21 protein-coding genes and 1 pseudogene are annotated in these 21,368 nt (G+C 33.9%); 14 read left to right on the forward strand and 8 right to left on the reverse strand.

The features are described 5' to 3' along the window. The first annotated feature begins 1 nt into the window (after position 1). From JKF54_RS04010 to dnaN, 5 genes are all read left to right on the forward strand, one after another. Positions 2-316 (forward strand): YbaB/EbfC family nucleoid-associated protein, encoded by a 315-nt coding sequence (locus JKF54_RS04010; protein ID WP_211908748.1) that lies wholly within the window; start codon positions 2-4, stop codon positions 314-316. A gap of 336 nt (positions 317-652) precedes the next feature. Beyond that, the gene (locus tag JKF54_RS04015) at positions 653-1,336 is read left to right on the forward strand and encodes a P44/Msp2 family outer membrane protein (protein WP_211907637.1); all 684 of its coding nucleotides are present in this window, start codon (positions 653-655) and stop codon (positions 1,334-1,336) included. Between the two features lie 283 nt (positions 1,337-1,619). Beyond that, positions 1,620-2,513, forward strand: coding sequence for an RNA polymerase factor sigma-32 (locus JKF54_RS04020; RefSeq protein ID WP_211907638.1), 894 nt, complete (start codon positions 1,620-1,622; stop codon positions 2,511-2,513). Next, on the forward strand, positions 2,506-3,003 hold the full coding sequence (locus tag JKF54_RS04025; RefSeq protein WP_211907639.1) for an invasion associated locus B family protein: 498 nt from the start codon (positions 2,506-2,508) through the stop codon (positions 3,001-3,003). Before JKF54_RS04020 ends, JKF54_RS04025 begins: the two co-directional genes overlap by 8 nt. A 111-nt stretch (positions 3,004-3,114) precedes the next feature. Beyond that, entirely contained in the window at positions 3,115-4,266 is a 1,152-nt protein-coding gene (gene dnaN, locus JKF54_RS04030) for a DNA polymerase III subunit beta (protein WP_211907640.1), read from the forward strand. A gap of 1 nt (position 4,267) precedes the next feature. Here dnaN and truA read toward each other — a convergent pair whose 3' ends face one another. Next, on the reverse strand, positions 4,268-5,005 hold the full coding sequence (gene truA / locus JKF54_RS04035) for a tRNA pseudouridine(38-40) synthase TruA (protein ID WP_211907641.1): 738 nt from the start codon (positions 5,003-5,005) through the stop codon (positions 4,268-4,270). A 114-nt stretch (positions 5,006-5,119) separates the two neighbouring features. On the opposite strand from truA, the gene recA reads away from it, so the two are divergent. After that, positions 5,120-6,187 carry a recombinase RecA gene (gene recA / locus JKF54_RS04040; protein ID WP_211907642.1) on the forward strand — a complete coding sequence of 356 codons (1,068 nt, stop codon included), beginning with the start codon at positions 5,120-5,122 and terminating at the stop codon, positions 6,185-6,187. Positions 6,188-6,221: 34 nt separating this feature from the next. Here recA and pth read toward each other — a convergent pair whose 3' ends face one another. Continuing rightward, entirely contained in the window at positions 6,222-6,785 is a 564-nt protein-coding gene (gene pth / locus JKF54_RS04045) for an aminoacyl-tRNA hydrolase (protein ID WP_211907643.1), read from the reverse strand. Further along, positions 6,785-7,396 carry a 50S ribosomal protein L25/general stress protein Ctc gene (locus tag JKF54_RS04050; protein WP_211907644.1) on the reverse strand — a complete coding sequence of 204 codons (612 nt, stop codon included), beginning with the start codon at positions 7,394-7,396 and terminating at the stop codon, positions 6,785-6,787. Before JKF54_RS04050 ends, pth begins: the two co-directional genes overlap by 1 nt. Positions 7,397-7,538: 142 nt before the next feature. Here JKF54_RS04050 and JKF54_RS04055 point away from each other — a divergent pair, with 142 nt between their 5' ends. Continuing rightward, positions 7,539-7,838, forward strand: coding sequence for an ETC complex I subunit (locus JKF54_RS04055; protein WP_211907645.1), 300 nt, complete (start codon positions 7,539-7,541; stop codon positions 7,836-7,838). An 830-nt stretch (positions 7,839-8,668) separates the two neighbouring features. On the opposite strand, the gene rsmH is transcribed toward JKF54_RS04055, so the two are convergent. Then, complete coding sequence (gene rsmH / locus JKF54_RS04060; RefSeq protein WP_211907646.1) at positions 8,669-9,553, reverse strand: 16S rRNA (cytosine(1402)-N(4))-methyltransferase RsmH; 885 nt, start codon at positions 9,551-9,553, stop codon at positions 8,669-8,671. A gap of 205 nt (positions 9,554-9,758) precedes the next feature. Between rsmH and JKF54_RS04065 the strand changes: the two genes are divergently transcribed. Further along, entirely contained in the window at positions 9,759-10,970 is a 1,212-nt protein-coding gene (locus JKF54_RS04065) for an MFS transporter (RefSeq protein WP_211907647.1), read from the forward strand. Positions 10,971-11,000: 30 nt separating this feature from the next. Here the strand turns inward: JKF54_RS04065 and map are convergent. Then, positions 11,001-11,789: pseudogene (map, locus tag JKF54_RS04070) on the reverse strand (type I methionyl aminopeptidase); the annotation flags it as partial. 112 nt (positions 11,790-11,901) lie between these two features. Further along, positions 11,902-13,140 (reverse strand): cell division protein FtsA, encoded by a 1,239-nt coding sequence (gene ftsA / locus JKF54_RS04075; protein WP_211907649.1) that lies wholly within the window; start codon positions 13,138-13,140, stop codon positions 11,902-11,904. Between the two features lie 131 nt (positions 13,141-13,271). Between ftsA and def the strand changes: the two genes are divergently transcribed. The 3 genes from def (at position 13,272) to JKF54_RS04090 (ending at position 15,557) form a co-directional block, all read left to right on the forward strand. Continuing rightward, positions 13,272-13,808, forward strand: coding sequence for a peptide deformylase (gene def / locus JKF54_RS04080; RefSeq protein ID WP_211907650.1), 537 nt, complete (start codon positions 13,272-13,274; stop codon positions 13,806-13,808). Continuing rightward, positions 13,801-14,583: a uracil-DNA glycosylase gene (locus JKF54_RS04085; protein ID WP_211907651.1), complete on the forward strand. Its 783-nt coding sequence runs from the start codon at positions 13,801-13,803 to the stop codon at positions 14,581-14,583. The genes def and JKF54_RS04085 overlap by 8 nt, the downstream gene beginning before the upstream one ends. 434 nt (positions 14,584-15,017) lie before the next feature. Further along, on the forward strand, positions 15,018-15,557 hold the full coding sequence (locus JKF54_RS04090; RefSeq protein WP_211907652.1) for a demethoxyubiquinone hydroxylase family protein: 540 nt from the start codon (positions 15,018-15,020) through the stop codon (positions 15,555-15,557). A gap of 131 nt (positions 15,558-15,688) precedes the next feature. Here JKF54_RS04090 and JKF54_RS04095 read toward each other — a convergent pair whose 3' ends face one another. Then, the gene (locus JKF54_RS04095) at positions 15,689-16,921 is read right to left on the reverse strand and encodes a hypothetical protein (protein ID WP_211907653.1); all 1,233 of its coding nucleotides are present in this window, start codon (positions 16,919-16,921) and stop codon (positions 15,689-15,691) included. Positions 16,922-17,170: 249 nt separating this feature from the next. On the opposite strand from JKF54_RS04095, the gene purF reads away from it, so the two are divergent. Beyond that, on the forward strand, positions 17,171-18,556 hold the full coding sequence (purF, locus tag JKF54_RS04100; RefSeq protein ID WP_211907654.1) for an amidophosphoribosyltransferase: 1,386 nt from the start codon (positions 17,171-17,173) through the stop codon (positions 18,554-18,556). A 749-nt stretch (positions 18,557-19,305) separates the two neighbouring features. Here purF and JKF54_RS04105 read toward each other — a convergent pair. Continuing rightward, positions 19,306-19,659 carry a TrbC/VirB2 family protein gene (locus JKF54_RS04105; protein ID WP_211907655.1) on the reverse strand — a complete coding sequence of 118 codons (354 nt, stop codon included), beginning with the start codon at positions 19,657-19,659 and terminating at the stop codon, positions 19,306-19,308. A gap of 128 nt (positions 19,660-19,787) precedes the next feature. Between JKF54_RS04105 and JKF54_RS04110 the strand changes: the two genes are divergently transcribed. Then, positions 19,788-20,603 (forward strand): YihY/virulence factor BrkB family protein, encoded by an 816-nt coding sequence (locus JKF54_RS04110; protein WP_211907656.1) that lies wholly within the window; start codon positions 19,788-19,790, stop codon positions 20,601-20,603. Then, entirely contained in the window at positions 20,590-21,354 is a 765-nt protein-coding gene (locus tag JKF54_RS04115; protein WP_211907657.1) for an SDR family NAD(P)-dependent oxidoreductase, read from the forward strand. Before JKF54_RS04110 ends, JKF54_RS04115 begins: the two co-directional genes overlap by 14 nt. The last annotated feature ends 14 nt before the right edge of the window (positions 21,355-21,368 follow it).

Consider the following 21,368-nt stretch of genomic DNA (forward strand, 5'->3'; position numbering starts at 1 on the left):
AATGAAGCAAGCGCAAGAAATGCAAAAAAAGCTTGCGGAAGCTCAAGAAAAGTATATTGGAAAAGAGTTTCAAGGTATTTCTGGTGGTGGTAAAGTTTCTGTATTAGTGGAAGTGATAAAAATAGGTAGCTATAAAGCTAAAAAGGTAAATATAGACTTAGAACTTATGAGAAATGAAGAAAAAGATATAGTAGAAGATTTAGTGACAGCAGCATTCAATGATGCCATCAAAAAAGCAGAAGAAGATATGGCAAATGCAACTTCTGATCTTGCAGGTATGATGGGTTTACCGCCTGGACTTAAACTTCCTTTTTAAATTTACTACTGAAGTTTGCCTTAATGCAGTAACTAAGTGTTTTCCTTTTATACTAGTACTTCCATGAAGTACATTCATATTACTGCATGAATATGAAGCAATTCACAATGATGAATGCAGATCAGAAGATAAAAAGACATTAGTGAAATAGGTGTCAGAAGATCAAGAGTAAAAAAAGTAGAGTAACTCTATTTATTAATTAATAAAATCTTTGTATTTTCCTAAAAGTTAGTTAAGATACAGAAGGTTTTGTGTTATTAAGTTAGCACTTGACTTAACTTTAGTTATTATTTAGACTGCTAAAGTGGAATTTTAATTTTTTTAACGAGGGCAATTATGCATTATAAAAAGTTTTTTTCGGCAGCTGCTTTAGTGACGTTGCTAAGCCTATCAAACTCTGCTTTTTCATCAGACCCTATTGGTCCAATAAGTGATGAAGAAACTAGCTACTACGTTCGTTTACAATACAACGGTGAAATTTTACCTTTTTATACAAAAGTTGATGGTATTACAAATGCAACAGGTAAACAAAAGGATAGTCCCTTTACAAGATCTTTTATAGCTGGTGGTGGTGCATTTGGTTATAAAATGGATGACATTAGAGTTGATGTTGAAGGGCTTTACTCACAATTGGCTAAAGACACAGCTGTAGTAAATACTTCTGAAACAAATGTTGCAGACAGTTTAACAGCATTTTCAGGATTGGTTAACGTTTATTACGATATAGCGATTGAAGATATGCCTATCACTCCATACGTTGGTGTTGGTGTTGGTGCAGCATATATCAGCAATCCTTCAAAAGCTGATACAGTTAAAGATCAAAAAGGATTTGGTTTTGCTTATCAAGCAAAAGCTGGTGTTAGTTATGATGTAACCCCAGAAATCAAACTCTTTGCTGGAGCTCGTTACTTCGGTTCTTATGGTGCTAGTTTTGATAAGACAAATAAGGATGATAATGATATCAAAAATGTTCTTTACAGCACTGTTGGTGCAGAAGCTGGAGTAGCGTTTAATTTCTAGTCTATCTTTGTCTTATTATCCCAGTGGGTTTTTCTTGTCATTCAAGTAGCATGACACTGGGATCTAGAAAAAAGAAATGTGAATTCCAGTGTTTGAGCACTGGAATAACACATTATTTATTTAATGTAGTTTTTATAGTTACACGCTAGCAATTTTAATGATACATTTAGGTAGCTGTTGTTAAGATCTCAATTAGATGTAAAATTGTGCTTTTTTAATTAAAGCTTGAATTTTTCACTGAAAATCAATATATTATATGTATAGAGTTTTAATTTAAGTTATTATGTTGACCCCAGTAGCAAATTTATGTGTTAATAGTAGCACTAATCTCATGCAATATATTGCTGAAGTGCGAAAATTTCCTATGCTTTCCCCAGAAGAGGAAGTGCGATTAGCAAGAAATTGGCAAGAATACCAGGATATTTCTTCTGCTCACAGGTTGATTACTAGCCATTTGAATTTGGTAGTAAAAATTGCAATGAAATTTAAGAATTACGGTCTATTGTTGATGGACCTGGTCATGGAAGGAAATATGGGTTTAATGCATGCAGTGAAAAAGTTCAATCCTAACTTGGGATTTCGTTTTTCAACTTATGCAGTATGGTGGATTGAAGCTTCAATGAAAGACTTTATATTAAAATCTTGGTCACTTGTAAAAATAGGTACAACGCAAGCACAAAGGAGATTGTTTTTTAGTTTACGTAAAATAAAAAAAAGAATTTTACAATACACAAACAGAGAAACTTTGAGTAAAGAAGAAATAAAAGCAATATCAAATGAGCTTTCTGTATCTGAAGAAGATGTTGTACAGATGAGCTATCGTCTGGCTTGTAAGGATCAGTCGTTAAATAATTGTATAAAAATAGGTGATGACTCTAAAAAGGAGTTACAAGATATGATTCCGTGTAATTTAGTTAGTCAAGAAGTAGCTTACCAGAATCATGAAGAAAAGGCATTAAAAGAAACAATTTTAAGCAATGCGCTGGCAAGTCTTAATGAAAGATCAAGAGACATTTTCATTAGCAGATATTTATCTGAGAATACTCAGACTTTGGATGAGCTTAGCAAAAAATATTGTGTTTCAAGAGAAAGAATAAGACAGTTGGCTGAGCAAGCAATGAGTAAGGTAAAACAACATGTAAAATCAGAGAGTTTGAAACTTGGTTTACATGCGTAGTCTTTTTGTATTTCTAATATTTTTTTCAATAGACACTCTTGCATCGGTTAGTAACGTACAACTGAAGGAAAAATATAAAGATTGGCTTGTGTACACTGCATTGGAAGATGGTGAAAAAGTGTGTTACATTGTATCTCATCCTAAGAAAAAAAGTGAACATTATACAGCTGACCGCAAGCCGTATGTAATGGTCAGTTACGTTGATAAAAAAGCAGATGAGGTGAGCGTCACTTCTGGCTTTCAGTATAATAATGAGCCTGTAGTTCTCAATATCGATAAAAAAATTAAATATCAATTGCCAATAATACAGGGAAGTCTTGCGTGGACAGATGATACAAAAATGGACCAAGATTTGATTCTAAAAATGAAGCAGGGATTATCAATGGTAGTTAATGGAAAAGTAAAAACAGCAAATGTTGATGATACTTATTCCTTGCTTGGCTTTCAAAAAGCGTACCAAAAAATGCATGACTTATGCCATACAAAGTAAATTATTGATCACTAAAGTATAAGATAGGCTGTTTTGTCTCTCAGACAAAAATATGGATATCACTTTACATAGAATATGAATATCATTTAAAATATATTTTTGAGAATTAATATGTCAAAAATTGTAGATATAGGAATCAAAGAACAAAGTTCTGTGTGTGAACAAATGCGTTTTAGTGTAAGTCGTGCAAGCCTTTTAAATACGCTATCCAGGGTAAGTGGAGTGGTTGAAAGGCGCAACGCGATAGATGTTTTAGCGTGTATAAATATCAAAGCACAATATGGTAGCATAAAATTGAAGGCTACTGATCTTGACATTTCAATATTTGCCTCACTTACTGCAAATGTATCAGCAGAAGGAGAAGTGAAAATCTCAGCACATACTTTACATGACATAGTGAAAAAATTGCCAACTAATTTGGATGTCAATTTCGAAATGAATAATCAAGGAAAATTATTGATATCCTGTGGAAATGCAAATTTTTCTTTACCGAACGTAGTTTCAAATAACTTCCCTGTTCTTGAAGAAGGTGATCATCAATACGATTTCACTCTACTAAGTGCAGATTTGGTAGACTTGTTGACTAAAACGAAGTTTGCTGTGTCGCTGGATGATACAAGGTATAATTTAAACGGGATATATCTGCATACAGATGAGCAATTTCTGTACTGCGTTGCAACTGATGGCCACCGTTTATCATGTATAAAAAGGCCTAAACCTGAAGATATCAACGGAGAATTTGGGGTGATCATTCCACGTAAAACTATCATGGAATTGTTGAAAGTATTGGGTGATTGTAATGAGATAAATATAAAACTTTCAGATAGAAAAATCAAATTTACATGTGGTGAGTATATTCTAATATCAAAATTGATAGATGGGACTTTTCCAGATTACAAAGCTGTCATTCCAACGTCTCAAGATAAACAAATGATTGTTGAGAGTAGTAAGCTTGCTAGCGTTATAGATCGGGTTTCTGTTGTTGTGTCCGATAAAATAAAATCAATTAAATTTTCATTGCAAGAGAATTTATTAACTCTACATTCAAATTCCCAAGAGTGCAGTGATGCGACTGAGTCTATAGAGGTGGATTACGATGGAGCTCTTATGGAAGTAGGATTTAATTCTCGTTATTTGCTTGATGCTTTATCTTGTATAAAAAACAAATGTAAGGTCAGCCTATCAGATGGTAATAGCGCTACAATTATCACTGATGAAGATGATCCAAGTGCATTATATATAGTAATGCCAATGAGGACTTAAGCTAGTAATCTATCTTTACTAAGTATAAGCCGTGAGGCGGTGCTGTGATTCCAGCGGCGTTTCTTTTGCATTGACTTAATATATTTAGCATTTCTTGTGGATTAGTTCTATTTTTTCCAAATTCAACTAAAGTACCAACAATAATCCTCACCTGGTTATGTAAAAAGGAAATCGCAGATATTTTGATGTATATGTGACTTCCGTTTTGTACTATATCAATATCATCGATTGTTCTGACCGGATTTGTAGCTTGACAATCTTTTGAGCGGAAGCTTGAAAGATTATGTTTTCCAAGCAGGTGTCTAGCAGCTTCACGCATGATGTTTACGTCAAGTGGGTGCAATACTTGCCACACATAACCGATTTCCAGAGCTGCAGGAGCGTAGCGATTAATTATTCTATATTCATAATATCTTTTTTTTGCTGAAAATCGTGCATGAAATGCATCATCTACAGCTTCTGCACTAAGCACAACTATAGGAATCGCTTTTAAGTGATAGTTTATTCCATTTCTTATTCTGTAAAGCTCAAATTGCCTTTCCATATTGAAATGAGCAACTTGCCCTAAAGCATGAACCCCTGTGTCAGTTCTGCCACCACAATGCAAAGAGACTCTCTCGCCACTGAAATTAAATATAGCGTTTTCTATGGTTTCCTGAATTGAGTTAGCAGAGTGTTGTTGCTTTTGCCAGCCAGAGAAACCACTACCATTGTATTCTATCGTTATTTTGTATCGCACTACAAAGTCTATCTATCTAATTTTAGGTAACTAACGTTCTTCGTTATTAAAAAACCCTTGGCAGATTGGTTGCGTTCAATTACCATGGAGACTATACAAGTTAATAAATGATCCATGGCACATAATCCAGAAGAAAGAAATAATGATAAGCAAAAAGCACTAGATAATGCAATAAGTCAAATTGAAAAAGCATTCGGTAAAGGTGCAATAATGAAGCTAAAGCAAAACCCTGTAGAAAAAATAGACACGATATCTACAGGGTCGATTGCACTTGATTCAGCTCTGGGTGTTGGGGGATTGCCAAAAGGACGTATAATTGAGATATTTGGCCCTGAGAGTTCTGGTAAAACTACCCTTGCTTTGCATGTAATTGCTGAAGCACAGAAAAAAGGAGGTTTATGTGCATTTATCGATGCGGAACACGCACTGGATGTTATATATGCTCGTAAACTTGGAGTGAAAACTGATGATTTGGTAATTTCACAACCAGACACTGGAGAGCAGGCGTTGCATATTGTTGAGTATTTAGTGTGTTCTAGTGCAGTTGATGTAATAGTTATTGATTCTGTTGCAGCACTAACTCCAAGAGCTGAAATTGAAGGGGATATGGGCGATCAGCACATGGGATTGCAAGCAAGGCTTCTAAGCCATGGACTCAGGAAACTAACTTCTGTAGTTTCAAAAGCAAACTGTATATTGATATTTATCAACCAAATTCGTATGAAAATAGGAGTAGTATATGGAAATCCTGAAACTACCACTGGTGGAAATGCGTTAAAATTCTATACTTCTATAAGACTTGATATAAGAAAAGTTGGTGCGATAAAGGATAAAGAGAATATTACGGGTAATGAAACGAGAGTTAAAGTTGTAAAAAATAAAGTCGCTCCTCCATTTAGAGAGGCAAAATTTGATATAATGTATAATGAAGGCATATCAAAACTTGGGGAAATAATAGATATAGGAGCAAAACTTGGTGTCCTTGAAAAGGCAGGCGCTTATTATTCATATAACAATACGCGTCTTGGGCAAGGAAGAGAAAATGTAAAAAGCTACCTCAAGGCGAATAAAGAAATTGCAAATGAAATAGAAACAAAAATCAGAGATTTATTTAAAAATCATGATAATTCTATTACAATAGAAGAGGAACGCGAACAACTTCTAGAAGAATCAGTATTCTAATCTAAATTAGTTTGTATTGGGCAGTATTCGTTTGCTATACTAAAGTTTCACTCTCAACCGAGTTGATGAAAGCTGCGTTATCTCCTTGCAGCATTAGGTGTATATTCTTTGCTATTTTTTCCACTAAGAGGATAGCGTTATCAAAATTTTCAAATTTTGATAATACATAATCTGCTAAGCTTTTCCGATTTTCAGGCCTACCTACTCCAAATCTCAAACGCCAATAATCGTTACCAATAAAGCTATCTATAGACTTAAGTCCATTGTGTCCAGCAGAGCTACCGCCTTTTTTTACTTTTATTCTTCCGAATTTTAAGTCAGCATCATCATGTATGACAACAATATTGTCTAGCGATAATTTGTAAAAATTTTTTATTTTTGCAATAGGAATACCTGAATTATTCATAAATGAATAAGGTTTTATCAGCATGATTTTATTATTATTAATTATGCCAGAGGTTATCAAGTAATCAGCTTTATTAGAAAATGACTGAAAATTCCAATATTTGTGAATTGCGTCAATAACTATGAAGCCAATATTATGGTGAGTTAATTCATATTTACTACCAGGATTACCAAGCCCAGCTATTAAATGCACTACTCCTCTGTTTTTGTTTGAGGCTCTTCAACATCACTATCAGCAGCAGAGATTGTTACAATGGTGAAATTTTCTTCTTCATGAGCTACAAATTTAACACCTTCTGGCAATTTTACATCATTGATATGTATAGACTGACCAATCATTTTGCCAGACAAATCAATTTCTATGACTTGAGGTATTTTCTCAGGAGAGCATTTGACAGTAATAGAACGACACAAAACATTAAGCACTCCACCTAATTTGATTCCTGGTGATTTACTTTCATTGATGAATGATAAAGGTATATCTATTTTAATTTCACTACCTTTATCAACAAACTGAAAATCAACATGTTGCACAGTATCCTTTACTACATGCCATTGAATATCACGAACAAGAGCATATTCTTTTTTCCCTGAAATATCTAGTTCTATTAAATGTGCAGAAAGAGCACCTGATTTATATTGTTTAGTAAATTCCTTTGCAGACAATGTCAAATTTACGTTATCATGCCCTTTGCCATATATAACTGCAGGTATACTTCCCTTCTCCCTCAGAGCCTGCATCGCTTTCTTTTTTTTTACATCACGTAACTCTGCATTAATTGTTACCATTTCTTGCTGTGCCATCGATTACTCCTATTCAGCTAATCCTTTTTATATAATTTAATAATATAACATAAAAATATTTATTTCAAACTTCATTCTTTCACACTAATTCTTTGTGGAAAAATTTATTTAGATATATACTGAAGATTACGTAGTAAGGACTATGAGTATTGACGATCAAGTAGTTTTTAAGATTTATAAGCCAACAAAAACTGCAACACAATCTGGTTTAGGTAATACAAAATTCTGGCACCTAAAAATTGAGCCTTGTTCTTACTATATTGAACCTTTGATGGGGTGGTTTGGATCAAAAGATCCCCAAAAACAGATTGTATTAAAGTTTGATTCTCTTGAAAAAGCAGTATCTTACGCAAAGAAACACAACACAAAGTACACAATTGAAATGCCAAAAGATGTTAAAAGACTGCCAAAATCTTATGCGAATAATTTCGTATCAAAGTAAGTTTTATCGTAGTGTGTTTATCTAAAAGCCTAAATTTAAGAACATATCTTGAAAGGACTTAAGTGGTTAAGCATATATTAAAGAGTTCTTGAAGTAAGGAGAGCACGCTCATACGTCAAGCAAACAATGTTTACCTAAAATTCTTTGACATTAGCAGCTTTCTTGCCCCGTTTTCAGTAACAGTGATTTTGTAATTCTTCTATATATTAGAAAAATTTTTATTTTAATTAGCCATAGGCGCCTATTGGTTTTTAGCTAAAGTAAAGGTCAAGTATCTGGAATTCTGGACATAAAATCCTCCTGTGTAAAAAAGATTAGAAAAAAGTGCAGCGCACATATGACAGAAATTAAGCACACTTACATGCTCTGAAGAAGATACGCTACGCTTTTTGATTAAAAATTTGACTGAAAAGTCTGCAGACGAAGATAGATTTTGAGCTCTTAAAATATCTCTAACTGTAATGATAATCAGATTTAAAATATATGGAAGCAATTTTTTACGTTAATATTTCAAATTTCCCTTGCAAGATAGGTTCTAATTGTTACTCTAGGTTTTAAATTGTGCTAACGCACTGCGGCTATTTAGAGAGTTGAACCTGGCTAGCTAGTATCAAAGAGTTATTTTTTTATATATTTCTCCATAAGCTTTACAAGCCCCTTTTGGATTACTCAAATAACTTCATTCTGCTTGAAGAACTTTTATGTTGCTTTGCACTAAATTAATTTCACGTTCTATTTGTGTTAGCTATTTATTTAGTGAGTGGACATGTAATTTTACCTTAAATGACCCTATAATAAAAACATAGTTATTGAAATAATACAGAAGGTTCTTATGACAACCTCTGTATAGCTCTTAATTTTGCTGAACGCGCACGCGGATTTGCATTTATTTCTTCCGCACTTGCTTTAATCACTTTTTTGTTTAAAAGGGAGAATATCTTGGTAGGTCCTGGTTCACACAAATCTTTAAAAAGGGTTTTAACTATACGATCTTCTAGAGAATGAAAGGTAACTACAATTAATTTGCCGTTTTCACTTAAAATCTCAGATGCAGCTTTAATACCCTTTTCAAGCTCTCCTAGCTCATCATTTACCCATATTCTGATTGCCTGAAATGTTCTAGTTGCAGGGTCAATCTTGCTTTTTCCACGAAACACTACAGAACGTACAATATCCACAAGTTCAAATGTAGTTTTGATAATTTTCTTCTTCCGCGCATTTACTATCGCTCTTGCGATTTTACGAGAATGACGCTCACCCCCATAATTATATATAGTGTTCGCAATCTCTTCTTCACGTAAAGCGTTAACAAACGTCGAAGCATTCATATGAGAATAGTTATCCATTCTCATGTTAAGTGGGCCATCACGTAGAAATGAGAATCCTCTATCTCCATTATCAAGCTGCATAGATGAAACTCCAACGTCGAAAACTATTCCATTGATACCTTTAATATTATTACTATCTAATAAATTTTTAATATTACTAAATTTCTCAATAAATAGATTTATTCTATCAGGGTATTTAACGTTCAGATCATCATAAAATTTGGTAACTGTTTCATCCCTATCAATTGCATACACTTTGCAATCAGCGGATTCCAATATTGCTTTGCTATATCCTCCAGCTCCAAACGTGGCATCCACATATATACCACCACTGTGTGGTGACAATTGCAGTATCATCTCTTTTAACAAAACTGGAATATGTGTCATATCAAGAGACTTTGTGCACTTAAATTAAAATAACTTTCTTGCCAAAAAATATATGGAAATATATAGGTATAGTATAAGAATATTTAAATATAATCAACGATATAAAAATTTAATAAGATAATATTATTAATATAACATTTACATAATTCACGTTTGAAAAAGTAAGTAATATTACTATAATATCAAACAAATTACGGAAGATTTCGTGCAACAAATAACAAAAGTAATACTATCAAGTTTAATTTGTAACACTTTGTTGTGGTATGATCACATGCTTTTCAGCCATCTAATAAGCATAATCGGAGATGTGTTTTTTCCATCAGACGACAAATTAGTCAGCATACTTAAAGCTTTTGGAGTGTTTGCAGTGGGTTTCTTAATAAGACCAATTGGTGCTGCTATATTTGGCCACATTGGCGATAAATATGGAAGAAGGATTGCTCTATTTCTCTCTATCATATTGATGACTCTATCAACCGTACTTATTGCATTTGTTCCAGGGTATCAGAACATTGGGGTACTCGCATCAGTACTGGTGGTATGTTTAAGATTATTGCAGGGTATATCTCTTGGAGGAGAGGCAGGAAATGCCCCATTTTTAATAGAGCATGCTCCTAAAAATAAAAGAGGATTCTTTAGCAGTATTGAAGTATTGAGCGCAATTCTTGGCTCAATATTAAGTCTTATAGTGGTGCTTATATGCAAAAAAGTATCCGATTTTGAATCTTGGGGATGGAGATTGCCTTTTATTTTCAGTTTTGTAATAGGATTAATCAGTATATATATGAGATATATACTCGATGAAAGCCCAGAATATAAAAAGCAGGAAAAGCCACATGAATTACCGTTAAAAGAACTGTTAAATGGCTATAAAAAACCTTTTCTAATATCAATTGGAGTTGACATAGTTGAGAATGCATCTCTTTACATATATTTAGTGTTTTTTAATCTACTTGCATCAACAATAAACACTCACTTTAATCACGCAGTAGAAATATTGAATCAGGTTGCACTTGGAGGATTGACTATACTATTTGCAATACTTTCTGATAAGGTAGGGAGAGAAAGAGTCATGAAATTTGCATTTGTGACTTTTATAGTAGTAAGTTATCCAGTTTTTTCAATGATACTAAGTGGTAATAATTTGCTCACCATAATGGCGCACGTTCTTTTTATAATCCCAATAGCTGCTTCTCTTGGTCCTGTTAGCGCCTTTATGTGCGAATTATTCCCAATAAAGGTACGATATAGTGGATTTGGTTTATCAAGAAATATAGCTTCGGGATTTTTTGGTGGTCTTGCACCATTTATATGCACAACTATTATCAAAGTTACAGGACAAGGAACTTTAGCAAGTTTTTACATGATTTTCTGTGCACTAATTGGGTTAGTTGCTATATCACAAGTTAAGAGTTAGATTTTTTCAAAAACCAAGTGTTTAAAAAATCTAATCATAAGGTGGAAAATGCCAATTTTTAGGTGATAGTGTAAATATTTCAACTCCATCTTTTGTGACTCCAAGCGTATGCTCAAACTGTGCAGAAAGTGAAAGATCACGTGTTGTCACTGTCCAGCCATCTAGCTTGCTGAGAAGAGTTTCATGTTTTCCAGCATTGATCATTGGTTCTATCGTAAAAAACATGCCTTCTTTTAAGATAAGATCCTCACCTTCATCATAAAAATGTACAACATTTGGTGGAGCATGAAAAACCTTTCCTATGCCATGTCCACAATAATTGCGTACGATAGAATATCCAAAATCTTCAATATATTTTTCTATAGCAAATCCTATTTCATTTAACTTATTGCCGGGCTTAACTTGTTTTATCGCTTCCATTAGCGCATTGTAGGCAGCATTACACAAACGCTTTGCTTTTATTGAGGGTTTACCAGTCCAAAACATGCGACTTGTATCACCATACCAGCCATTTAAAATCACTGTAACGTCAATATTTAAAATATCTCCATCTTTAAGAGGTTTATCATCGGGAATACCATGACATACAACAGCATTTTTCGAAGTACAAATTGATTTCGGATATCCCTTATAATTCAGTGGTGCTGGAATTGCACCTGCATTGATTATAAAATCGTGACATAGATCATTTAATTCATTAGTTGTTACGCCTACTTTGACGTATGGTGCAATAAAATCAAGGGTTTCAGCTGCAAGCCTGCCAGCTTTACGCATAAAGTCAAAATCTTCTTGTGAATGTATAGTTATGTTCATGTTTCTTACGTTTTTATTGTAATTTTCTGCTTTTCTTACGGATACATCAGTTTAATAATACTATAAAAATAAGCTCCTAGATCAAGCCATTTGTATATTAAGAGATAAAGACAAAAATCTAGACTGTGACTTTTGATTTAACCCAATGGTATAACTTACTTATTTTGCCATCGTGACCAAGCATTCCAGAATTATTTCTATAAAAGGTGTCAACTATTAGCTTTATAGAGCCTAAAGCAGCAGAAAATACAGGATTTTTGTCGTATTCGCCATCAAGACCGCTACAAGATTCAGGGCATCCGATACGGACTTGTTTATTGAATATATAGCTTGCAATTTCTTTCATGCTTGTGAGTTGACTGGTTCCACCTGTGATCACTACTTTATTAATTGGATCTTTCTGTTCTTGAAATTGTTCTCTTATCAGCTCAAGTATTTCCTCAATCCTTGGTCTTATGATGTTAACAAGTTCAGACTTAAACACTTGAGTTGGTTCATCGCTTTCATTACTTTGCACTGCAATACATTCATTCTCATCTATTGAAGTTACAATAGTGCTACCGTATAGTATTTTTATGCGTTCAGCATGCTCTATACTTGTGCATAGTCCATAAGCTATATCTCGGGTAATGTGAATGCCACCAATTGGAATGCTGCTTGTGTACACAAGTTTTCCTCTCTTAAAAATTCCAATTGCAGTGCATCCACCTCCTATGTCAACAACGGCAGTTCCTAGCTCTTTTTCATCTTTACTTAGACAAGCAAGGCCTGCAGAATATGCAGAAGCAACACAACCAGCCATACTTATCCCACTATTATTAGTTATACAATTTTCGATATTGGTAAGCGCTGGACGCGAAGCAGTGACAACATTAACATCAGCAGATAATCTTTTTCCATATAATCCACTGACTTCCTTTATGTCAGTCATATCATCTAAGTGATATTTCAGTGGTATATTGTGAATGATGACATTTTCTTCGATATATTTCTCAAATGTCTGAAAGACTACACGTTTTATGTCTCGGTCTGAAATTTCGTGATTAGCTGCAATTATTTCGTTATGTACGTAAAAAGATGAGATTCCACATCCGGCTACATTCACATATATCTGGTCTATAGTCTCTTCTGATACTTGTTCAGCTAAACCTACAGTTGATGAAATAGAGTAACTTGCATGCTTTGCGTCAGTTATTGATCCGCCACTTATACCTTCTGCACTTTTATAACCCGTTCCTATTATTTTATAGCTGAAATTGCTATTGATCTTAACGATGAGGCAGATAATTTTTGTTGTACCTACGTCTAAAACAGCAAAAACATTCTGCTTTGGTTTTGTTATTACTGCAGAGTACATTAGTTGACCTTATGATGCGATTCCATTTAAATTGTAGCTTCCCTGAATGAATTTATATTTCTATCATAAATGTAGCAACATTTTAATATACCTAGACAAAAAGAAAAATAAAACACAGAATTACAATTTTTATGTCTAAGTTACCAATTGTAATTGCTCCTGACGAAAGATTAACTACACGCGCCAGTGAAGTAATAGATATAACCGATAAAATTAAAGAATTAGTAAACGACATGTTTGAAACTATGTACGATGCAGAAGGTCTTGGTCTTGCTGCAGTACAAGTTGGAGTGCTGAAGAGAATTTTTGTCATGGACGTTAGTCCAGGGAAGGAAGAAGATGAGCTAGCAGGGTATGACTCAGTTGGCAAGTTTTGTATGATTAACCCTGAAATTAAGGAATTATCTGATGAACAAGTCATTATGAGTGAAGGATGTCTTTCAATTCCGGAGCAAAGCCATGAAATCAAGCGTCCAAAATATTTAACTGTAAAATATAAAAACTTAAATAACGAAGAACAGACGCTAAAAGCTAGTGGTTGGCTTGCAAGGTGTATTCAGCATGAATTGGATCACTTAAATGGTATATTATACATTAGACATTTATCTAGGTTGAAGTATGATTTGGCTATGAAAAAAGCACAAAAGGTTAAGAGGCACTATGAGTAATGAAGATCTAGAATTGTTGAAGTTCTATCATGAAGTGGGAGTTGATTGCACACTAACTGAAAGTGAAGAGGAAAAAAAAATGGAAAATGAGAGAGCTGCACAATCTTCTGTCATCGAGCAGAAAAAAGAACAACAAACCATGTTCCCAAGTGACTGGATCATTGAAGCAAGGAAGCTTGCAAGTCAATGTAGTAGTGTAGATGAACTAAGAAGTGCAGTTAAGTCATTTGAGGGTTGTGAAATAAAAAAAACTGCAACTAATACTGTTTTTTCTGATGGTAATCCGAATGCAAAAATCATGCTTATTGGTGAAGCACCAGGAGCAAATGAAGACCTGAAAGGCATACCATTTTGTGGTGCAAGCGGAATGCTGCTCGATAAGATGCTCGGTGCAATTAGTCTGGACCGCACTAAGGTGTATATAAGCAACGCGGTGTTTTGGCGTCCACCAGGTAATAGAAAACCAACTGACCTAGAGCTTGATATGTGCAGACCATTTGTTGAGAAGCACATTGCTCTTATTTTACCGCAAATTCTGATTTTTGTCGGAGGAATTGCATGTTATAGCCTTCTTGATAACACAAAGACTATATCGAACTTGCGTGGCAGATTTCATACTTATACTAACCAATATTTATCTCATTCAATTACTACAGCCGCTATATTTCATCCAGCCTATCTACTTCGTCAACCAGCACAAAAACGCTTAGCTTGGGAAGATTTGAAGAAGATTAGGGAATATCTTGATAATACCAATAACTACACGGATGTTTAGCTTACTACTCGTTATCGTCTTAGTACCGGCTAATTGAATTAAATATTGAAAAATCTACTAAATAGAGAAAAAGGCAAAAGAAAATCTATCAGCTACTACCTATTTTTTTAATTGGCGTTTTTCATTGTGTTAAATCCTTTGATAAGCGCATTTTAGCTTATGTGGGTAAAAGTTTTATAAAGACATAGAGTGCACATAGTGCAAAAAATTAAACATCAAGTATATTGAGCTTTTTGTTGCTTTATCTGCACAGACTGAAGATAAATAATATATCTTCACCCTTATTTTAAGGAGAATGGCGGAGTCCGTCAAGTAACTCTTGCCGTTGCTATAGCTGCTTGAGTTCCTATAATCACAATGTTGGTCCAATGCACGCATGGAATTTTATTTACTCTATAATATGTTGGTTTATAGTAGTACTAATGCAGAAATAAATGGAGGAGACATTGGAAAGCAATATAAAAAAATTGAAAGGAAATTTTTTAGAACAAGCAATTAGAGTAAATCATGCTGGCGAATATGGAGCCATTTGTATTTATTCTGGTCAAAAATTTATTCTTAAAAAATCTTCCATAATTGACAAAATAATTGAAATGGAGGAGCAGGAAAAAAAACATTTCCACTATTTTAATGAGAAAATCAAGGAGCAAAGAGTTCGTCCTACTGTTTTGTTGCCAATTTGGCGTGCTTTAGGGGTGACACTTGGTGTTGTAACTGCTATGATGGGTAAAAAAGCCGCTATGGCTTGCACTGCTGCAGTTGAAGAAGTGATCGGAGAGCACTACAAGGAGCAAGTCTTACATTTAGAAGATGGGGAATTAAGAGAAACCATAAGTAAGTTTCGTGATGAGGAGTTAGAACACAGAGATATTGCAATTCAGCACAATGCCGAAAGCGCACTTGGCTACAACGTTTTATCTTTGTTCATAAAAACAAGCTGCAAAGCTGCTATTTATCTCTCTAAATTGATTTAATCAATCACTATTTGACAACCAACCACATTTGCCTTTAGTTCTTGTGCTAATTGCTGCCCCATATCCTCTACTCCAATCGAATGCGTATGAATGTTTATAATTAATTTCTTAATTATTATCCTAAAAATACATTAATTTAATTCCCTATTAGAGTTTTCTTGTTGTTGTAAACATGTTTGCATAAGACTAGTAGATGGAACGTTTTTAATAGTCTGAGTTAACTCCTCAGGAATATTTTCAAAACTCTTGCCCATAACTTCTAAAACACTTTTCCCCTGTATAAGACAATTCCCTCCAAAGCTTGATTTGTTTTCTAACTTGCTAAATCTTATTTTGCTTTTCTCATCAATTTCTACTACCATTTTATTACCATCTTTCCGTAGATAAATACTAATCTCTCCTATTTTAGTAGTAAAAAATATTTCAATACCACCTTTTAAGATATCTGTGTAATTTCTTTTTCCATCTTGTGTAATTTCAACTTTTACTATACTTTCCTCAATCTGAAATATGCCAACTTCTAAATCCTTAGCTTTTTCATTATTTAAAGTTCTTGCAGTTTCAACAATACTACCTTGTGGATACTTAATATAAAAATATTTATTATCTACTTCTACTTCAAGATCATATTTATCAATTTGCTTGTTATTTTCTTTCACAATACCTTCATATGCTAGACCCTCTAGCATTTTTTTCTTACTCTTACATTGTTCGTTAAGATCATTTAAATAATTAGATCCGTAATATCCGCCTTCAATATCGCTATAAAAAGATAATCCTTTTTCTACCCCACCTTTTAACACTAAATTACGAGTGATCTTTTGTATGATATTTTTTGTAGTTGAATTGTGTGGATTTGCATGAAAGCGATTAATTAATTCTTCCATTTTTTCAAATATAAAATTTGTTACAGTCTTATTGTCCTTACCGTAATATGAGTTTAATCTTATTCCTTGATTTAAATAATCCTCTATTATGCGTTCCATGTACTTTAAAACGCTTTCTTGCTCATCGTGTTCTGTTATACCTTTTATCATCTCATCACAAAATTTTTTAACTAGAATTTGTTCATCTGTAGTCAATGGTATTTGCAATTTCGTAGAAGATGGGTCTCGCTCAAAAAGATAAATTATTGACAATTCCTCTGCTCTTTTAATAAAGTCATAACTCCTTAGATATTCTGCAACATCTTTGTTTTTTGCGTACCTTTTCTTGGTTAAATCCATATGCCTATCTTTACGACTTATAGTCGGTAATTTTGGATTTGATGAACTACTCTGTTGACTATTGAAGAACCTGTTAGAGAACTGTTCAGGCTCTAAAATAAGATTACTTTCACCTTGTTTACCTACTTTCTTAGACATATTATATACCATAACCACTAAAACTTTTTAGTGATTACTTCAATACATAGATAAGTCAATAAAAATATCTTTTTCTCTTCAGTGCTAAAAAATTGTCAAAAATCTCAAAATTGGTTAATTGCATATAACCTACTTTCTGGTATACATCAAAACTACCGTAGCAAGCTTCAAATTTGAAAGGGATTAACAAATAAAATTCTTGTACTTTGCCTCTACTAAAGTACAATCAGGCTTTATTTAATATTTTTCATGCTTGATGAAGTACGTGAGGAGTGTGGGGTATTTGGCATAAGTTACAACCAAAGTGCTGCTTTTAACTCTATACTTGCTCTCCACGCTTTGCAGCATAGAGGTCAAGAGTCTTTTGGCGTAGTAACCAGTAACAACGATAAGCTGCACTCTTATCACTTTCAAGGCCAAGTGAGCAGTGTATTTGATGATATAGATGAAATAAAGAAATCCTTACCTGGGGATTGTGCAATAGGTCATGTTCGATACTCAACAAGTGGTAGTAAATTTGGAGTGCAACCCATGTTTGGCAAAAGTGGCAAATTTGGGGATTTTGCCATAGCACATAATGGTAATTTAATTAATATTTCTCCGATACGCGAACAATTAATTAAACAAGAGTGCGTTTTTCAGTCAGATATTGATACAGAAGTAGTAGTGCATCTGACAGCAAGCAGTGAAAAAGATAGCTTTTTAGAGAGTTTTATATATGCATTAAAGCAAATACAAGGTGCTTATTCTTTTGTGGCAATCAATCAAGAAGTAGTTATTGGAGTACGTGATCCATCTGGAATCAGGCCTCTTGTTTTAGGAAAGTTAAACGGTTCTTACGTTCTTGCATCTGAAACTTGTGCTCTTGATATAATAAATGCAGAGTTTATTAGAGAAATAGAACCAGGCGAATTAGTTACCATCAGTTCGGATAGTAAGCTAGACTCAATGTTTCCTTTCCCACAGCAAAAATCAAGTTTTTGTATTTTTGAATACGTTTACTTCTCGAGACCAGACAGCATAATGGAGAAGAGGTCCATATATGATATAAGAAAAGAAATAGGAAGAATACTTGCAGAAGAGAGCCCACCAAAAAACAATGTAGATATGGTTGTACCAATACCTGATTCTGGAATACCTGCAGCTATTGGATATGCAAAGCATTCAGGATTACCTATGGAACTGGGGATAATTCGTAATCATTACATAGGACGAACTTTTATACAACCCACCGCTGAAGTACGTAAAGTTAGAATAAAATTAAAATTCAATGCTAATAAGCACACTTTGAAAGGCAAAAACATAATTTTAATAGATGATAGTGTAGTGCGTGGTAGTACGCTCAGAAATATAATAGTTATGCTAAAGGATGCGGAAGTAAAAGAGATTCACCTCAAAATTTCAAGCCCACCAATTAAGCATTCTTGTTTTTATGGAATAGATACTCCAGAGTGCAAAGATTTAATTGCTGCAAATAAATCTGTAGAGGAAATTAAGGAAATTATAGGAGTAAATAGCCTAGCCTTCTTGAGTATTGATGGACTATACAGGGCTGTTAAAGAAGAAAAACGTAACAACGCTACACCGCAATATTGTGATGCTTGCTTCACTGGTGACTACCCAATTGGTAAGTAATCTATTATTAATGAAGGTGAGGTTTTTTCTATGTTATATTAACAGTTTTAAAAATAGATTTTTTGCATAACCATATAGTTTTTGCCTGGGCGTCATTTGAGTGAAAACTACTTTACAAATTTCGTCATTCCCTTTACTATGATACTAAGAGTATTTATCCTTGTTTTTGACCTGCAGGCTCAATCACAAAATTCAGTAAAAAAACTCAAATATTTATTGGCAAATTACACACAAATTATAGCGGCTGCATGTCTTTTAAATTTTTTCTACATTCAGCCAAATCGCGCTTATTTTAAGCGTTAGCACATTATTACAATGCCAATTTAAATTATTATAGGGTCAAAACTCGTTACACGGGGACTTTTTTGCCTTTTTTCTTCGTTTAGTAAATTTCTTAATATTTGTAACTAAAGTAATTTTAGAGAGGCGTTATGTAAGTAGCTGACACACAGCTGTACGAGCATTCATTTTTGAAGATAGCAAAGGTGTCATTCAAGTAGCTGACACTGGGATCCATCTCTTAATACAGCCTCATCAAAAATGTTGTGTTTTAACATAAAATTAACTGCTTCTATGCTCATAAACTTAATATCCAATCAAATTTCCTGGATTCCAGTGTCACGCACTGGGATGACAAGGGAGGGACTACTCGAATAACACCTTTATGGTGGCTTAAGTCACAAGTTCGTGCAATGATGGTGCTCCTTAAAGAAGCACCATTTGCTAATGTTTTGAAGCTTTAATGCTTATTATAAGCATGTATTTTTTGTTGCATCCCATCTTTTACCATCAGGGCAAGCAGTTGCACCATCTTTACAAATCACACCACCTGGTACTATTTTTGAAACAACTACAGGTGCACCAAAAAACACAGCAGTAAATGCACCAAGTGCAAAAAGCGCTGGCCATGGCATTCTGCCAAATATTGCCAGCAAAGCTGCACCTATTATCACTATTGTAATCATAGGTCCGCCTATACCGTGAGTATAGCCTACTATTTTGCATATTGTATTGGTTGTTGCATCATCAGTAACAGCAGCAGCAAAAGCATTATCAAATGCAAAGGAAAGAATTAAAGCTACAAGTAGAAGAAAGTTTTTCATTATGCCTCCGTATTTAACGCTGGATTATCTATCATTTTGATTAAATTTAAGTAAACGGTGAGGATTTTTTGCTTAAAAGTATGCTTTATTTCATTTAGAATATTTTTCTTAGTTTATTTATATTACAAGTGCTACAGAAATTTTATAGTATCGTTTATTGCCTTTATCGTGCTTTAATTGACACAATTTATAATGATGGAGTGGAGCATGTAGGGTATCTATCATTTTTAATCCTGTTATCAATATTTCCTTTTCTTATTGTTTTAATAGCCATGGCATCAACGTTCGCAAATTTCTTAGATCAATACAATGTCGGCTGGGCATTTATTATTGATAACATGCCACAGGATATTTTATCATCTTTGATGCCACGTATTAGGGAGATAATATCAGGCCCTCCGCAAAGCTTATTAACCTTGGCAATTGTAGGCGCTGTTTGGACTGCCTCATCAACAATTGAAGGATTTAGAACGATATTGAATAAGGCCTATAAAGTTCCGGTTTCATCGCCTTATATATGGAGAAGGGTGCTCAGTATATTACAATTTTTAGTAATTACGCTTGTTACAACTCTGACTATAGTATTTTTTACATTAGTGCCAATGTTAATTGATTTTTCTTACCAAGGGCTAAGTTATACTAGATATTTACTTATTGAGTTTGTGCTTTTTACTATAGTATCTTGGCTATATTTTACATTGCCAAACATAAAGCAAAACTTATCAGACGTATTTCCCGGATCTTGTATGGCTGTTATTCTTTGGACGATCTCTGCTTCAGCTTTCAAGCAATATTTAAAAGCTTCCTTTGATCAACTGAATTTGATATATGGAAGTTTAGGTGGTGTGGTGATGTCGTTGCTATTTTTTTATGTGCTAAGTTTGATTTTTATATATGGAGCAAAATTTAATTTTCAGCTAAAATATTTCAATGAATCTTGCTAAAGAGAAAGAAATGGGTAAGTTAGAAGGTAAAATAGCTTTAGTTACCGGGGCTTCAGGTGGAATAGGCTCTTCTGTTGCAAAAAGATTTGTAAAAGAAGGTGCATGTGTGATTCTGATTTCCAGATCTCTTGATAATCTCAAGCCATTGTATAACGAAATTGAAGAGCTTAAAGAAGGCTCTGTGAAACTAATTCAGCTTGATCTTTTAGACTTTGAAAACGTAGAAAAACTGGCAAATATGATAGAAAGCCCAAAATTATCAGAATCTGGAACACTTGATATACTGATTACATGCACTGAAATTTTAGGTAAGTTGAGCTCTGTTCATGATTGTGAGCTTGAAGATCTACAGAACGTAATGAATACAAATTTTATTGCCAGTTGGTACTTGCTAAAAAATTTGGGTCCAATACTAAAAAAGTCTAATGCTGGAAGAGCGATATTCATGACCTCAGAGATAACACTTTCTCCTTCCTCTTATCCATATTGGGTACCATATGCTGCAAGTAAGGCTGCACTAGAAGTAATGGTGAAGATATATGCATCTGAGACAAAGCATACGAACTTATGCATAAATGCCGTGTATTCGGAAGATCCTATCGATAGTGAAATGTATAAGCAAGCATTTTCGGGAAAAGATATATCTGAATTAGTATCGCCTGAGAAGTTAACAAATAAATTCGTAGAGTTGGCTTCTGATGACTGCAGTATATCAGGACAAATCTTGCCACTTAGCAAATCTACCGAGTAAATTACCATAGTATC

It is taken from the genome of Wolbachia endosymbiont of Spodoptera picta (genome assembly GCF_018141665.1).
In the GTDB taxonomy this organism is placed as follows: Bacteria; Pseudomonadota; Alphaproteobacteria; order Rickettsiales; family Anaplasmataceae; genus Wolbachia.